The following is a 15,152-nucleotide window of genomic DNA, read 5'->3' as shown; positions in this document are numbered from 1 at the left end:
CCCGGCACGGAGCGGGACGTGCTGCTCACGGGGACAGCCGCCGTCGCACTCCGTCCGTGGACTCCCGCACCTCCAGCCAGTACGGAGCCCTGTGCACCTCGAACGGCACGCGCTCCTCCGAACGGATGCGGGCCGCCAGGCACTTCACGGCCAGGGATGCGATCGCGGCCTTGTCGGGGACCACGGAGGTGAGGGAGGGCGTGCTGTAGAGCGACTCCTCAGATCCGTCCACGCCTGCCACAGCGACATCCCCGGGGACGTTCAAGCCCGCTTCGTACAAGGCGCGTTGGGCACCGGCGGCCAGCATGTCGCTGAAGCAGAAGACCGCGTCGGGCCGTGCCTCCGCCGGCAGGGAGAGAAGACCGCGCATCGCCAGCAGTCCGTTGCGGCGGTCGAACTCCTTGATCCGTGCCGCGAGGCGCGGGTCGTAGGTCAGTCCGGCTTCGTGCAGCGCCTGCTGGAAGCCCTCCAGCCGTTGGCGGCTGGTCGCCGACTGCGGCTGGTCCACGCCGATGGCGCCGATCCGGGTACGGCCCAGACCGGCCAGATGCGCGGTGACGTCACGCGCCGCGGCGACGTTGTCGATGAGGACGTGGTCGGCCACGACGTGATCGTGTTCGTAGCTGCGCTCGCCGAGCAGGACCAGCGGGAACTCGTCGGCGACAGGTGCGAGGTCGGCGGGCGACACGCGCAGGGGCGAGAGAATCACGCCGTCCAGCAGCGACGCGCCGACGCCGGTCGCCAGGCGCAGTTCCTCCTTGGCGTCTCCCAGCGTCTCCTCGATGAGGACGGTGAGGCCGTGGGCCGAGGCCTTCGCCCCCACGTGGTGCGCGAGTTCGGCGAAGTAGGGCGTGGCGAGGTCCGGGACGGCAAGGGCGATCAGGCCGCTGCGGCCGGTCCGCAGCCGGCGTGCCGACGGGTTCGGCCGGTAGCCGAGTTCGCTCACGGCCTGCATCACGCGTGTCCGTGTGCTCTCGGACACCCGTGGGGCGCCACGTACAACGTTAGACACGGTCTTGATCGACACTCCTGCGCGCTCCGCCACGTTTTTGAGTGTCACTGCTGCCACCGGCGCGCCCCCATAACCGTTGCTTTCTTTGATTATGCACGGTCTTGCCGTGCCCGTCGCGCCCGGACCGGTCGTCAAGTCCTCTCCGACGAAGGGTTGACCTCGGAGATACGCAGCGGTTACAACGTTGGAACAGATCAGCATCGGTCGTGCCACAACAGGTGGCCGACCGCCGCATGCCCGCAGGCCGCGGCCGTCCGCGCCCATGGAAGGGCGCCGTACCCGGGGCCCGCACGCAAAGCGCCACCCCGCATGCGCACTGCCCGCAGTGGTCCACCTGTCTGTCTCTTGAGAGGCTCCCCATGTCTCCGCACCGTTCGCACACCCCACTGTGCACAGCCGGGGCCGGCGCAGAGGGTACCGCGCGGTCCAGCCACCTCCCCGCGTCGCAGACGCCGGCCGCCGAGGGTGAGGTGGACGTCGTGGGCGACGCGGACCCGTACGTGTCCATCGTCTTCCAGCACCGCTTCGGTTCCGGTGCCCGGCACATACACGGTCCGCTCCAGGCCGGCGCGTTCGGCCGGCCGCTGGTGGCCCACTGCCAGACCACCTGGTACCGGGACCGCGCCCACTACGGCGTGCCGTGGCGGGGTCGTTGGGCGACCGAGGGCGGGGGCCCCGCGACGGGGCACGGCATCCACCAGACCGACCTGCTGCTGGATCTGATGGGCCCGCGGGCCGAGGTGCGCGGCATGGCGGCCCGGCTCGCGCACGACGTGGAGACCGAGGACGTGTCCACCGCGCAGGTCCGCTTCGCCGACGGGGCCGTCGCCACCGTCGCGACCCGGCGTTTCCTGGAACTGCGCAAGGCACCGAGAACGGCCGGCCGGAGCCGCTGGCGGCGTTCCGGCGAGCCGCCGCCGCGCTGGTGCGGCCCCGGCTCGCGAACCGGGAACAGCGGTGGCGTGATGGTGCGCACGCCGCCGCGGAGGCGACCCGGCCGCAGCTCGCAGCAGTGCGCGGCAAGGACGAACGGCATCTGGCCGAGGCCCGGGTGACCGCGACCGGGCCCACCGCACGCGGACGTTTCGGCATGTGCGGCCGGTCGGCCGTCCATTCCGGTATCTGACAGCAGGACCGGGCGATCCGTGCGGCGGGGCATCCGCCCACGCCGCCCGGGCCCCCGCCCCGTCCCATCCACGTCTCCTTCCTGGAGGGCCCCATGCCCGAGCCCCGAAGCGGCCGGCGCCGACTCCCAGGCCGCCGGGCCGTCCTGGCCGCAGCCGCCGTCGGTCTCAGCACCGCCCTGTCGGCATCACTCTCCGCGTGTTCCGCCGCGAGCGACACAGCATCCGGGGGAATCACCCTCACCTTCTCCTGGTGGGGCAACGACGACCGCGCCGAGCGCACCAATGAGGCTGTACGGCTCTTCGAGAAGGAACACCCCGGCGTCACCGTGCTCACGTCGAACGCGGACTTCGGCTCATACATGCAGAAGCTGGCCACCCAGGCCGCGGGCGGAGGTATACCCGACGTGGCGCAGCTCGACTACCGGCAGATCTCCCAGTACGCGGGAGGCGGCGTGCTCCTGCCGCTGGGCGACGCCGTCGAGGACCGCACGATCCGTACGTCCGAGATGGGCAAGGAGTTCCTGCGCACCGGCACCTACGAGGGCGAGCAGTACGCCGTGCCGATGGGCCGCGGCATCACCGGATACGCCTACGACGCCGCTGTCCACAAGAAGGCCGGCATCCGCACGCCCGGGCCCGACTGGACCTGGCAGGACTGGGCGGACGCCAACAGGAAGATCGCCGCCCTGGGCCTGAAGTCCCCCGACGGGCGGACCGTGGCGGGCGCGAACGACGGCGGGCCCAACGAGGACGTCTTCGAGGACTGGCTGCGCAGTCGCGGCGGGCAGCTCTACGCGAGCCGGACGGAGCTCGGCTTCACCGAGGACGACCTCACCGAGTTCTGGACGTTCTGCGACAGGCTGCGCGTGGCGGGCGCCGTCGCGCAGGCCAAGGACACGTCGCAGGCCAACACCACCGAAACCAGTCCCATCGGCCGCGGGCTCGCCGCCGCAGACTTCACCTGGGACGCGCCGTTCCCCGGGTACACGGCACTGCTCGGCGACGACATCCACTTCGCTCCGGTCCCCACGACCGACGGACGCCAGGGCGCGTACTTCAAGCCCTCGATGCTGCTGGGCGTCGGGGCGAACAGCGAGCACCCCGAGGAAGCGACCGCGCTGGTCGACTTCCTCCTCAACGACCCGCGGGCCGGCGACGTCCTCGGCTTCACCCGCTCCACACCATCCAACCGCAAGATCGCCGCCCGCGTCGCCAAGACCCTTGAGGGACCGGAGCGGGAGATCTACGAGTACGCGCAGAAGATGGAGAAGTACGGCCTGGACGCCCCGCCGACCGCACCACCACGGGGCGATGTCGCGATCCAGACCGCCTTCAAACGCGTGTACCAGCGCGTCATGTACGACCTGACCTCCCCGCGGCAGGCGGCGCGCGAACTCATCGACGAGGCGAGCCGGGAGCTGCGGTCATGAGCCCGGTGTCGACCACGGTGCCCGCGCGCGCCCACCGCACGACGGAACCGGCGCCGCCGGCCGGGCGTCGGCGCCGCCGTGAACAGCAGTGGCCCGCCTACGTGTTCCTCACGCCGTGGATGATCGGCGCGGCCGTGCTCACCCTGGTGCCGATGGCGGTGTCGCTGTACCTGTCGTTCACGGACTACAACCTGTTCGACCCGCCGCGGTGGGTGGGCCTGCGCAACTACCAGGAGATGCTCACCGAGGACCCCCGGTTCTGGCGGTCGGTCGGTACCACTCTGCTGTATGTCGTCGTCGCCGTACCGCTCAAGCTGTTGCTCGCGCTCGGGGCGGCGATGCTGCTGAAGAGCCTCGGCCGTGGCCGCGCCTTCTACCGTTCCGCCTTCTACGCGCCCTCCCTGCTCGGGGCCAGCATGTCGATCGCCCTGGTGTGGCGCGCGCTGTTCAACGACGGCGGCTCCGTCTCCCACGCTCTGAGTGCCGTCGGCATCGACATCGGCGGCTGGGTGGGCAATCCCGATCTGGCGGTGTACGTCGTCGTCCTGCTGACGGTGTGGCAGTTCGGTGCCCCGATGGTGATCTTCCTTGCGGGGCTCCAGCAGATCTCGCCCGACCTCTACGAGGCGGCGGCGCTGGACGGCGCGGGCCGCTGGCGGCAGTTCGTCTCCGTCACCGTACCGATGCTGTCCCCGGTCGTCTTCTTCAATCTGGTGCTGGAGATGATCCAGTCCTTCCAGGTGTTCACCCCGGCCTTCGCGGTCAGTGGCGGTGAAGGCGGTCCCGCCGACTCCACGCTGTTCTACACGCTGTACCTGTACGAGCGCGGCTTCACCGCCTCCCACATGGGCTACGCGGCGGCCATGGCCTGGCTGCTGCTGATCGCCATCGGCGTCATCACCCTGATCCTGTTCAGGACGTCCCGGTCCTGGGTCTTCTACGCGGACGAGGAGGGACGATGAACCTCACCACCAAGCGATGGCTGCCGCACACGATCGCCGTCGTGGGCCTGCTCGTCCTGCTGTATCCCCTGGCCTGGCTGCTCGCCACGTCGCTCAAGCCGGCTGACGAGGTGGTGACCAGCCTCGATCTGTGGCCCAGCCATCTGGAGTGGTCGAACTACACGACTGCCATGGACGGTGTGTCCGGGGTCACCGTGACCCGGCTGCTCCGGAACACCGTGCTGATCGCGGGTGGCGCCGTCATCGGCAACGTCCTGTCGTGTTCCCTGGCCGCCTACGCGTTCGCCCGGCTGCGCTTTCGCATGAGCAAGGTGATGTTCGCCTTCATGGTGGCCACGCTGATGCTGCCGCACCACGTCGTGCTGATCCCCCAGTACATCATCTTCAACCAGCTCGGCCTGGTGGACACGTACTGGCCGCTGATCCTGCCCAAGTTCCTTGCCACCGAGGCGTTCTTCGTCTTCCTCATCGTGCAGTTCATGCGCGGACTACCACGTGAACTGGAGGAGTCGGCCCGCATCGACGGCTGCGGCGCGTTCCGTACGTACTGGGCCATCACGCTGCCGATGAGCCGGCCGGCGCTGATCACCACGGCCATCTTCACGTTCATCTGGACGTGGAACGACTTCTTCACACAGATGATCTATCTGTTCGCGCCCGAGAAGTTCACCATCACACTGGCCCTGCGCAGCTTCGTCGACCAGTCCAGCACCTCCGCCTACGGGCCCATGTTCGCGATGTCGGTGATCTCCGTACTGCCGATCGTCCTGTTCTTCTTCGTGTTCCAGCGCTATCTGGTGCAGGGCATGGCCACCTCCGGGCTGAAGGGCTGAGACACCGTGGACCACGCACCGCCCTTGCCTCCCAGCGACCGCCGGGAGCCCGGAGAAATCTTCGGATCCGCCTTCACCCTCTTCGCCGACATGCTGCTCGTCGGCCTTCTCACGGGCGTCGCCTGTCTGCCCGTCGTCACGATTCCGGCCGCGTTCGCCGCCGCGTCCGCGACCCTGCGTGACACCGCGGGCAACGGCGCACCGGCCGGAGTCGGTGCGTACATCGGCCATCTGCGGGCGCGCCTCACGGCGGGGCCCCTGGCCTCCGGCCTGATCCCGCCGCTCCTCGTCTTCGTCCTGCTGATCGACGCCGCTCTGGTACGCAGCGCACTGCCGGGAGCGGCCGCGATGGCGCCCGCGCTGGCCCTCACGGCCCTGGGTGCCACGATCGTGGGACTGCGCGCCACGGCGCTGGACGCCCCTCACCGCCTGTCCGCCCGCGAGGGCCTGGTCCGCTCGGTCGCCGACCCGCGCGGCACGCTCCTCCTCGCCGGCGCCGTGCCCCTGGCCGTGCTCCTGGCCTGGTCGATCCCCCTGCTCGTCCCACTCCTTCCGGGGCCGCTCGCGTTCGCCGCGACCGCCGTGGACCTCCGCTTCACGGCGGACCGCCCGCAGGACGACTGAGCCGTCCCTCTCCCCCGCCCTTCCGTCCTGGTGCGCCCGATGACTCCACGGTCCATGGATCGGCGGGGCGTTCGCGCCTGGCGCGCAGTGATCGTGCGATCGTCTCGTCGTCAAGGGCGACGCACCAGCCGGTGGTCTGCAGCTCCGCGCGTTCGATGAGACAGGCGCGGATCAGGTGGACGAGGAGCACGTCGAGCGGGGCGGGCAGCACCAAGTCCCTGCCGTACGTCTCTTCGCCGAGCCTGTACGCCCTGGTCCGTCCCCGCGACCTGACGCGCAACGAGATCCGTGACGAGATCAGCGGCGGCCGTCTGGTGATGCTGTCCGTCCACAGGACGATCCGGACACCGGCGGCCGCACCGCCGCAGCGCGGCGGACACCTGGTACTCGCCGTCGGCGCCGGCCCCACCGGGGTCGCACTGCACAACCCGTCCGGACTCCCCGGCCAGTCCCAGCAGTTCACGCATGTGCCCTGGACCGGCCTCGACAGGTTCTTCGCCGGCCGTGGCATCATCCTCGGCGACAGCGAACACGCCGCCCCGCTCAGCTGAGGTCTTGGGGACCGTATCGGGCGGCGGCCGCACCCGTAGTCAGGGCCCAGTAGCGGTCCTGGAAGGACCAGTGCCACCACTCCGTCGGATAGTTCACCAGGTCCACCCCGGTGAGAGCCGCCCCCAGGATCCCGCGATGGACACGCGCCTGACCGCTGATGCTGCCGGCGTCCGTGTAGCAGGCGCCGCCGCTCTCCTCAGGGCTCGCGTTCATCCTCGTGCCCAGATCCAACTCCCGGCCGTCCGCGTCCGCGAGCGTCAGATCCACCGCCGCCCCGGCACTGTGCGGAGCGATCTCCGGCGGGGACACGTACCGGCTGGCGGCGGAGCGGATCCGCTCCGCGGACCAGTGCGGGTGAGCGGCCCGCAGCTCGGCGGCGTACTCGGTGAAGTACCGCTGCTGAACGGAGGGGAGCCGGTATCCCTCGACCACGAGCAGCCGCAACCCCCGCGGCAACAACTCCTGCGCCTTGACGAGCCGGTCAAGAACCCCCTCGCGGAGGAAACAGAAGGTCCCCGCCTCGTCCTCTTTGCGCGGGTCGACCAGCAGCGTGCCGTCGGCCCGGACGTCCACCAGCCGTTCACCGCACTCCTCCACCGGTACAGCGGCAACCCTCGGATCCGACATCAGAACGATCTCCGTCATACGCCGATCATCCCCGACGCGGCTCCGACCGGATGACCACGATGCTCCACGCCCGCGCCTCCCGCGCCCACGCCGAAGCCGGAGACCAACAGTCGGCCGCCGCGCCGAAGCCGCCGCCTTCACCGCCTACGACCAAGCCGGCCCCGCGGGCGACGAACCACCCTGCGTGTACTGGGTCGACCGCGACGAACTCCACGGCTGGGCCGCGACCAACACCCTTGACCTGAGAAACCCGCGCCGCGTCCTCGCCCAGCACACCGCGATCGCCGCCGCCCACCACACGGAGCAGCACGACGACCAGGCACAGCCGCGGGCCAGCGCCATCGTGGCTGGTTTACCGGGTGGTCTTGAGGAAGTCCCGCACGACGGGGACGCGGAGTCCTACCGCCTTGCCCACACCAAAGCCCAGGCCGAACGGGCCGGGCGAGCTGACGCGACATTCAGAACACGTTGATCGCAGCCGGTGCCCGCTCCGCGCGAGTCAAGGCGCGCAGTACCGCTGCCGGGCCATGACGTCGGACGGCAAGCCCGGTCAACAGCGTAACCACGGGATCGAGGGCAGAGCAGGGAAGCTCCGGAGCACCGAGGCCCACACTGACCGCCAGGTCATCCATATGCACAGCGAGCTCGACCATCCGTGTCATGAGGAAATCGTCCAGGCTCAGCGCCCACCCTGTCTGCGGCATGAACACCACCCGGTCGCCATGCACCTCCTCAAGGCCGGTTCGCTGCTGATCGAGCGCGGCACGGACCCGCTCGACCAGCCGCCGCACGCCTTCGGACGAGATGCCTTCACCGTTCGCTCGAATCCCGGAGCTGATCTCGCCGTCGAGCGGCGCGTCGATCCATACGGCTCGCGCGTAGTGTTCCCGCACAGAGATGGGTTCCTGCTCAGATCCAGGTCCCTCCAACGCCGGACCCACGCTCAAAACCTGATACGCGAGGTGGCCGGCCAGTCCGCCGACCGTCCACCGCGCCAACGCACTGGGCTTCTCCCACGAGGCCGCCACTTCCGGTGCGTCCAGCAACGCCACGGCCTGTGCGGCGGTTTCCACGTAGGCGTTCTTCAGACTCACAAGCCCCCCATGATCCGACCGGAATCCCAACCCTACGCAGCATTGCCGAGGGAACAGCGCGATGCCACACACCCGTCCACGCAGCACACCCGCCCCGAGAGGGCATAACCGCCCACATGCCACCCATCGCGACACGCGAGCCCGCCGAGTGACATCAAGAGTCACTGGTGTCGATCAAGCCGACACTCCCCTGAGTGACTCCCGAAGCCACCGACAAACGACTCCGGAAGGAACAGGCACAGCCATGAAGGTGCCGTTCGCGGCGGATCGTGGAGTTCAGAGCGTCTTGCGGTTCGTGGACCAATCCCGCTGTGTGGCCGACAGGTTCGGCGCCGTGGCTTCTGCGGGCGCGGACGACTTCGGCATGTCCGGTGATGAGCCCCGCAGACCGCCGAGGGCCAGGACCGTCATCACCGCTCCGGCCCCCGCCGCCACACCGAAACCGCCGTGCGCGCCGCCCGCGTCCACCACTCGCCCCGCGACCGCCGCGGCGCCCGCTGATCCTGCCGCGCTTGCGGAGCTGCCCCAGGTGAACGCCTGGGTGAGGACGGCGCGCGGGACCGACGACTCTGTGAGCACGGAGGTGAGGATCAGCAGGACCGGCACGGCGAGTCCGGTCAGGGCGAGGGTGGCGCCGACCGCGAGGGGCGCGTCGAGGAAGGTCAGCGGGAGGCTCGCGAGGGTGAGGCAGGCGGCGGCCGCGGCCTGGCGGCGTCGGGGGGAGCCGCCGTGGCGCCAGACTCCGTAGGCCCAACCGCCCACCAGGTTGGTGCAGTTGGAGGCGAGGTAGAGCAGTGCTGCCGCGTCCGGCGTGCCGCGTTCGACGGCGTACGCGGCGACGGATACCTGCATCGCGCCGAAGAACACCCCGAGCGTGAGGCCGAGCGCGACCTGCCGCAGGAATGCGGAGCGGAGCAGGGCGCGTGCGGCGTGCCGGCGTTCGGCGGGGCCGGTGAGGGGCGGCATGGTGCGGCGCTGGGCGGCGAGGGCGAGCCCGCCGCCGACGACGAGCGCGGCGGCGAGCAGCACCCCGACGCCTGGGTGGCCCGCCGCACCGAGGACGCTCACCAGGGCCGGGCCGGCCATGTAGGACACGCCGTTGGCGAGGGCTTCCAGGGCGAAGGCGGTGGGCAGCGCGGCGGCCCGTTCACCGGACAGCAGGGCGGACCAGCGAGCGGCGGACAGGGCACCGAGCTGGGGCAGCGTTGCCCCGACGAACACTCCGGCGACGAGGTCCGGAACGGCGCCGGCGAACAGCAGCGCCACGGCCCCGGAATGTGCGCCCAGCGCGCACGGAAGCACCCGCGCCTGCCCGAAACGGTCGACAAGGCGCCCGATCTGGGGCCCGGCGACGGCGTCCGCGACAGCGAATCCGCCGGTGACGAGACCCGCGGCGGCATACGACCCGGTGCGTGCGTGCACCAGCCAGACGATGCCGATCCCCGTCATGGCGATGCCCAGACGCCCGACAGCGGCGGGAAGGAAGAAGGCCACAGCACCCGAAGTGCGCAGCAGAGTACGGTAGTTCGCCGAAGCCGAAGGCACGACGCATCCCTTTCGCCGCCCGGCGGGACGCGCCACACGGGTCGTCGGCGTCCGGATGTGCCGACCCGTGGCTGCGCCTGAAGCCGTCCAGTGGTGGCATGGAGCAGGGACGCGCACCCCACGCCGACTCCGTCATCGGGCAGATGTCATAAGGTAGTTGATGACCTCCTTGAGCGTAGAGGAACGGCGCGCGGAAACGAACACCCCCAGAAGCAACACGAACGGCTCTTCCTTTCCCCGCGCCCTGACCGGCACCCAGCCGCTGCATCCCGGCATCGAAGGCGGCCCGGAGCGCGGAGGGCATGGTGCCTGGTCGGCGGGCGGGGCTGGAGGGGGTAGGGGCGGCTCACGCCACCCCGGGCCGGCCACGTCGGTGGCGTTCGAAGAGGGTGTGGTCCTCTTCGTCTGGGCGGGGCTGGATGTCCCTTCGCCGTAGCCATCGATACGAGACAGGGCAGAAGCGATGGACCTCACTCGTCCTCGCGCTGGCGTAGGGCGCCTACGGTGAGCTGCGGTGCGGCGGATAGCGTGCAGGCATGGCGATGACGGGGAAGCGGCGGGTCCTGTACCGGCAGGGCAGCGGATTCTGGCGGATGACGGCGAAGTGGGTTCTGGTCTTCGGGGCCCTGTACCTGATGGACGGCGGGCTGCTCCGGTCGTGGGGGGACGCTCTGGTCTGGCCGATGATCGGGATCCTGCTGTGGGTGCCGTTCGGGATCGGCGTCGTCTGGTACCCGAAGAAGGACCAGCGCGTCGAGCTGACGGCGCGTGAACTGCGGGTACGGCGAAAGCGGCTGTCGATGGAGAAGGTGAACCTGTTGCACGTGGCGCGGCTGTGGCTGGAGGGGCGTTCCACTGCGGACGACCAGCCGGTGCTGGAATGGCCACGGTTCGACCGGGTGGTGTGGGTGCCGCTGCTGGACGGCCGAGCGTTCGGCGTGGAGTTCCGCGACCCGGCCGCGTTCGCCAAGGTTTTCGGCGCCTTCGCGGTCGCGGCGTGCGGCGGGCCCGACATCGTCCGCGCGAGGGCCGCGGCGGAGACCTACCCGGATCCGCTCCCGATGCGGCCCCGCCCCGCCGACGACGCAGGTTCCTGGCCGGACCTTCTGGACATCTTCAACTGACAGCCGGAAACGCCGGCAAGGGGCAGCGCTCCGTCAGGGACACGGGGAACTGCACGGGGCCGGCGTTCTCGACAGGGCAGCGTCCGGCGGATCATGTGACCGTCGGATTGTCTCCTCGTCGCACCCGGGATGGGGCGGGGCGATCCGATGGCTGCGGAGCGGTCGGCTGACCGGTCCTGCGGTGTGCCGGCACCGTGGTCAGCCGCGGCCTGCCCTGCCCACCGCTGCCCGGCGTGTGTCCGGGGCAGCGAGAGCGACGAACGCTGTTTCGACGGCCTCCGGATACGCCTGGGGCTTCCCGTGGCCGGCCAGTGCCCGGTGAATGCCGGACAGGTCGGGGCCCCACCCCTCGCGACGGGTTGATCAGTCCTGCGCCACGTTCGCCGCGGTCACATTCTCGATCACGCGGCCGAGTTTGGTCTTGGCCCGGGTCAGGTCCTGGATCCGTGCGGCGATGCGGTCGCGTTCGACGATGAGCTGGTCGAGCATGGCGGGGGTCGCGACGCCGGTGCTCACGCACGGCAGGAGTTCGACGACGGTACGGCTGGAGAGGCCGGCCGCGAAGAGGTCCTGGATGAGCTGGACCCGTTCCAGGGCTTCGTCGGGATAGTCACGCTGGCCACCGGGCGTCCGCGCAGATTCCAGGAGCCGCTGCTCCTCGTAGTAGCGCAGGGCCCGCACGCTGACCCCTGACCGCCTGGCGAGCTGTCCGATGCGCATGACGCAGGTCACTCCCTTCCCGCCCATACCTCACGTTGACGTCAAGTTCAGGCTAGCAATAACCGGCTCCGGGGGCAGCCCTGGGGGCCGATCGAACCGTTGCCGGCGCCGAGATTGATCATGACCGGTGGCGGACCCGAGGGCGTTCACGCGGTTCACGTACGCACAGCAGCCCTCGCGCCGCGGCGGGATCGCCGCGCCCGCCCGAGGGCACATGGGTGTCGGCCGTGACGGGCGGCGTGATCCCCCGTAGTGGCGCAGGCCCCCACGCTCACCCCCGCCTGCTCGGCAACCTCACCCATCCGCGCCTGCCCTCCTCCGGCCGGGCGGCAGTTGCGACTTGCACCTCACGTCAACGTCAGGTTCTAGAGTGGCGAGCGTCGGATGAACATGTCATTCCGGCCCGTCAAAGTAAGGCAGACCATTATGCGCGCAGCCCGGTTCCACGAATACGGCGGAGCGGAGAGCCTGGTGATCGAGCAGGCCCCCGACCCCCACCCCGGACCCGGTGAGATCCGTGTCCGCGTCGCGGCGGCCAGCGTCAATCCCATCGACTGGAAGCTGCGCGCCGGCGCCCTGCACCAGCTGCTTCCCCTGGAGCTGCCCGCCATTCCCGGGCGCGACGGCGCCGGTGTGGTCGACGAGATCGGCGACGGGGTGCAGGGGGTGGGCATCGGCGACCGCGTCTTCGGACTGGGCGGTGTCACCGGGGCGACCGCGGAGCTGCTCATCCTTTCGGCCTGGGCACACACCCCCGCCACGTGGAACGACGAGCAGGCCGCGGGCGCCGGTCTCGCGTCCGTGACCGCGATGCGTGGGCTCGACGCGCTCGGCCCCCTCGCGGGGCGCACCCTCCTCGTCGAGGGCGCCGCCGGAGGCGTGGGCAGCGCGGCAGTCGAGATCGCGGTAGCGCAAGGTGCCACTGTGATCGGGACAGCCGGCGAACGCAACCACGAGTTCCTCACCGCACTCGGCGCCGTTCCCACCACCTACGGCCCCGGCCTCGCACAGCGCCTCACCACCCTCGCTCCGCACGGCGTCGACATCGTGCTCGACACCGCGGCCTCCGGCTCCCTGGACGACCTCGTCGCGATCGCGGGCGACCCGAAGCGCGTCGCGACGGTCGCCGACCACGCGGGCGGGCACCGCCTGGGCACGCATGTGGTCAACGCGGAGAACGACTCCACTCTCCTGTCCGCGGCGGCGGAACTGGGCGGGCAAGGCCGCTACACACCCCGTATCGAACAGACCTACCCCCTGGAGCGGATCGCCGACGCCCACGCGCACGCCGAGCGCGGACGCACCCGAGGAAAGATCGTGATCTGCATCTGAACAGGCCGATCTGTATCTGAACAGGCCCACGAGGTAGGTAACTCGCAACGTGCGGGCCTGCGCAGCGAGCGTGCCCTCGATCGGTACCGGCGAGCGGGCGGTCCGGAGCGGGCCGATCTCCATGGCGCCTCGTCAAGCAGGCCGCCCCCACTCGGGCACCGCACGTGGCACATGAGCCGTCGTCCACGGGGCAAAAGCGACGTTGTCGCGGATGAGGGCACGCGTGGGGGCCGTCCGGTGGCGGGCAGGGCAGCGATTGGCGCGGGATGCGGCGGCCGAGGAATGCGGCTACCCGGTCCAGAGGCGAGGCCCCCTCGGGTGCGGGTTGAGCGGCGGCGATGGATCCCACCTGCCGTGCGCGGCAGGTCGCCGTAGATCCGTTGGACGACGGGCAGGGCGGCGCGGGCGATGTCGGGCTCCAGATCGCGGCCAAGGCCGAGCGCCGTCGCAATGTCCCAGCCGTGTACGGGCAATTCGATGAGGAGTTGCTCGACCATACGACGGCCGAGGGCAGGGCCGAAGAAGCGCTCCAGCACGCCTGGCTGCCGGAAAGCATGGCCGGGCTGCGCGGCGGAGGCCTCGAAGGCGGCGGCGTGGTTGTCGCCAAGGTGGTCCTGGTTATGACCGTCGGTGGGGGGTATGCCGTTGGCGAGGCCGCCCCAGATGATGTTCTCCCACACCAGGTGATCGAGCAGATCCCGTACGGTCCAGTCCTCGCACGGAGTCGGCAGGGCGAACTGCTCCGGTGCTGTTGCGTGAACGAGTGCGCTCACGGCTTCCTGGACACGTGTGAACGCGTCCAGGACACCGCCGTGCCAGGCATCGGTGTCGTCCGTGTCATGGGCTTTGAGCTGGGCGTCGCGCGCGCCGGGCGCGGGGTTGGTGCGCAGCGCGGTGATGAGCCACCGACCTTCCTTCGCCATTCCTGCGGGTACGGGGCGGCCACCGAGGACGCACAGCAGTTGCCAGAATCTCTCGACTGCGGGCTCGGCCGCGACGGCGAGTTGTTCGTGCAGGCGTGTGCGGGCCTCGGTGCCGTCCGAGGCGACGGTGGGGTCGGAATTCGCACGGCCGGGCAGCCAGGCGGCGACGATGGCGGCGACGACCGGGTCGGCGGCTGGGGAGTCCGCTGCGGTACCGGTCTGCATCGCTGCACGGACGGGTGCGTGGGTTCGGTCGCCGCCGGGAGGGGCTGGGTGGTGATGCCCGCCGAATCCCACCGCACGGTCATCGAGGCCAGTTGGGCGGCGCAGCCGGGGCAAGATCGTTCGGCCGGAGCGGGATCCGGGCCGGTCACGGCGTACGGCGTTGCTGCGCGGAGCCGCGGGAGCGCAGGCGGACCACGAGGTAGAGGACCAGGGCCGCGGCCACCAGGGCGAGGACGACCTTGCTGATGGCTCCGACGTAGGTCTCGACGAGGTCCCACTGGTCGCCCAGCCAGTAGCCGGACAGTACGAGCACGGAGTTCCAGATCAAGCTGCCCAGGGTGGTGAGCAGCAGAAAGATCGGCATGGGCATACGTTCCAGGCCGGCCGGCACTGAGATGAGGCTGCGGAAGATCGGCACCATACGGCCGAAGAAGACGGCCTTGGTGCCGTGCTTGGCGAACCACTTCTCCGTTCGTTCCAGGTCGGACGGCTTGACCAGCGGCAGCCTGGCCCAGATCGCGTACATGCGCTCCCGGCCGAAGAGGACGCCGATCCAGTAGAGGACGGCGGCGCCGACCACCGAGCCGAGCGTGGTCCAGAACAGGGCCGAGAACAGGCTGATGACGCCTTGTCCGGCCGCGAAGCCGGTCAGCGGCAGGATCACCTCGCTGGGCAGCGGCGGGAAGAGATTCTCCAGGGCGATGGCGAGGCCCGCGCCGGGGCCGCCCATGGTGTCCACGAGGTCGGCTGCCCACCCCGCGATACCGCCGGCGGGTTCCTGGGGCAGAGCCAGGGGCATGAGGTCCATTCGAAAGTCTCCAGGCTGCGGGGCGGTCGCCGCGGGCCCATGCCGCGATCCAGTGACCAGGGTAGAAATCGAAGATCAGCGGCGGTATGAGGATTGCCGCCCAACTTGTACGGTTCTCTGCACTCCGTGCCCCGTGTTTTCCCGCAGGGCACGGAGTGCGACGGTAGTCCCGGGGCGGCCTACTACCCGGGCTGGGTCAGCCTGGTCGCAGGCC

Annotated in this window: 15 protein-coding genes and 1 pseudogene; 9 read left to right on the top strand and 7 right to left on the bottom strand. The window is 70.3% G+C overall.

The genetic code is table 11. From position 1 onward, the window contains the following. Positions 1–25: 25 nt before the first annotated feature. The gene (locus tag ACIBJC_RS08980) at positions 26–1,069 is read right to left on the bottom strand and encodes a LacI family DNA-binding transcriptional regulator (RefSeq protein ID WP_399289726.1); all 1,044 of its coding nucleotides are present in this window, start codon (positions 1,067–1,069) and stop codon (positions 26–28) included. A gap of 425 nt (positions 1,070–1,494) precedes the next feature. Between ACIBJC_RS08980 and ACIBJC_RS08975 the strand changes: the two are divergent. From ACIBJC_RS08975 to ACIBJC_RS08950, 6 genes and pseudogenes are all read left to right on the top strand, one after another. After that, positions 1,495–1,848, top strand: a pseudogene (locus ACIBJC_RS08975) (Gfo/Idh/MocA family protein); the annotation flags it as partial. A 383-nt stretch (positions 1,849–2,231) separates the two neighbouring features. Beyond that, entirely contained in the window at positions 2,232–3,569 is a 1,338-nt protein-coding gene (locus tag ACIBJC_RS08970; protein ID WP_399289724.1) for an ABC transporter substrate-binding protein, read from the top strand. Next, positions 3,566–4,531 carry a carbohydrate ABC transporter permease gene (locus ACIBJC_RS08965; protein ID WP_399289722.1) on the top strand — a complete coding sequence of 322 codons (966 nt, stop codon included), beginning with the start codon at positions 3,566–3,568 and terminating at the stop codon, positions 4,529–4,531. The genes ACIBJC_RS08970 and ACIBJC_RS08965 overlap by 4 nt, the downstream gene beginning before the upstream one ends. Then, the gene (locus ACIBJC_RS08960) at positions 4,528–5,364 is read left to right on the top strand and encodes a carbohydrate ABC transporter permease (RefSeq protein WP_399289720.1); all 837 of its coding nucleotides are present in this window, start codon (positions 4,528–4,530) and stop codon (positions 5,362–5,364) included. Before ACIBJC_RS08965 ends, ACIBJC_RS08960 begins: the two co-directional genes overlap by 4 nt. A 24-nt stretch (positions 5,365–5,388) precedes the next feature. Then, entirely contained in the window at positions 5,389–5,988 is a 600-nt protein-coding gene (locus tag ACIBJC_RS08955) for a hypothetical protein (protein WP_399289718.1), read from the top strand. Between the two features lie 155 nt (positions 5,989–6,143). Further along, the gene (locus ACIBJC_RS08950) at positions 6,144–6,539 is read left to right on the top strand and encodes a hypothetical protein (RefSeq protein ID WP_399289716.1); all 396 of its coding nucleotides are present in this window, start codon (positions 6,144–6,146) and stop codon (positions 6,537–6,539) included. Here ACIBJC_RS08950 and ACIBJC_RS08945 read toward each other — a convergent pair. Then, a complete protein-coding gene (locus ACIBJC_RS08945; protein ID WP_399289714.1) occupies positions 6,532–7,185 on the bottom strand; it encodes a M15 family metallopeptidase in 654 nt (217 codons plus the stop codon). The two genes, ACIBJC_RS08950 and ACIBJC_RS08945, sit on opposite strands and share 8 nt — an antisense overlap. A gap of 166 nt (positions 7,186–7,351) precedes the next feature. On the opposite strand from ACIBJC_RS08945, the gene ACIBJC_RS08940 reads away from it, so the two are divergent. Next, a complete protein-coding gene (locus ACIBJC_RS08940; RefSeq protein ID WP_399289712.1) occupies positions 7,352–7,639 on the top strand; it encodes a hypothetical protein in 288 nt (95 codons plus the stop codon). Here the strand turns inward: ACIBJC_RS08940 and ACIBJC_RS08935 are convergent. Next, positions 7,626–8,261 (bottom strand): maleylpyruvate isomerase N-terminal domain-containing protein, encoded by a 636-nt coding sequence (locus tag ACIBJC_RS08935; RefSeq protein WP_399289710.1) that lies wholly within the window; start codon positions 8,259–8,261, stop codon positions 7,626–7,628. The genes ACIBJC_RS08940 and ACIBJC_RS08935 overlap by 14 nt on opposite strands. 276 nt (positions 8,262–8,537) lie before the next feature. After that, positions 8,538–9,806: an MFS transporter gene (locus ACIBJC_RS08930; protein ID WP_399289708.1), complete on the bottom strand. Its 1,269-nt coding sequence runs from the start codon at positions 9,804–9,806 to the stop codon at positions 8,538–8,540. A gap of 536 nt (positions 9,807–10,342) precedes the next feature. On the opposite strand from ACIBJC_RS08930, the gene ACIBJC_RS08925 reads away from it, so the two are divergent. Further along, complete coding sequence (locus ACIBJC_RS08925) at positions 10,343–10,930, top strand: hypothetical protein (RefSeq protein WP_399289706.1); 588 nt, start codon at positions 10,343–10,345, stop codon at positions 10,928–10,930. A 363-nt stretch (positions 10,931–11,293) separates the two neighbouring features. Here ACIBJC_RS08925 and ACIBJC_RS08920 read toward each other — a convergent pair whose 3' ends face one another. Beyond that, the gene (locus ACIBJC_RS08920; protein ID WP_399289704.1) at positions 11,294–11,650 is read right to left on the bottom strand and encodes a MerR family transcriptional regulator; all 357 of its coding nucleotides are present in this window, start codon (positions 11,648–11,650) and stop codon (positions 11,294–11,296) included. Between the two features lie 426 nt (positions 11,651–12,076). On the opposite strand from ACIBJC_RS08920, the gene ACIBJC_RS08915 reads away from it, so the two are divergent. After that, positions 12,077–12,982 carry an NADP-dependent oxidoreductase gene (locus ACIBJC_RS08915; RefSeq protein ID WP_399289702.1) on the top strand — a complete coding sequence of 302 codons (906 nt, stop codon included), beginning with the start codon at positions 12,077–12,079 and terminating at the stop codon, positions 12,980–12,982. On the opposite strand, the gene ACIBJC_RS08910 is transcribed toward ACIBJC_RS08915, so the two are convergent. Both ACIBJC_RS08910 and ACIBJC_RS08905 read right to left on the bottom strand, forming a co-directional pair. Next, a complete protein-coding gene (locus ACIBJC_RS08910) occupies positions 12,901–14,130 on the bottom strand; it encodes a TIGR03086 family metal-binding protein (RefSeq protein WP_399289700.1) in 1,230 nt (409 codons plus the stop codon). The genes ACIBJC_RS08915 and ACIBJC_RS08910 overlap by 82 nt on opposite strands. Before the next feature lie 145 nt (positions 14,131–14,275). Then, complete coding sequence (locus ACIBJC_RS08905; RefSeq protein WP_399289698.1) at positions 14,276–14,938, bottom strand: DedA family protein; 663 nt, start codon at positions 14,936–14,938, stop codon at positions 14,276–14,278. Between the last annotated feature and the right edge of the window lie 214 nt (positions 14,939–15,152).

It is taken from the genome of Streptomyces sp. NPDC050509, from assembly GCF_044457965.1.
In the GTDB taxonomy this organism is placed as follows: domain Bacteria; phylum Actinomycetota; class Actinomycetes; order Streptomycetales; family Streptomycetaceae; genus Streptomyces.
Note: the sequence above shows the minus strand (reverse complement) of the source record. Positions and strands in the feature narration are given on the sequence as shown.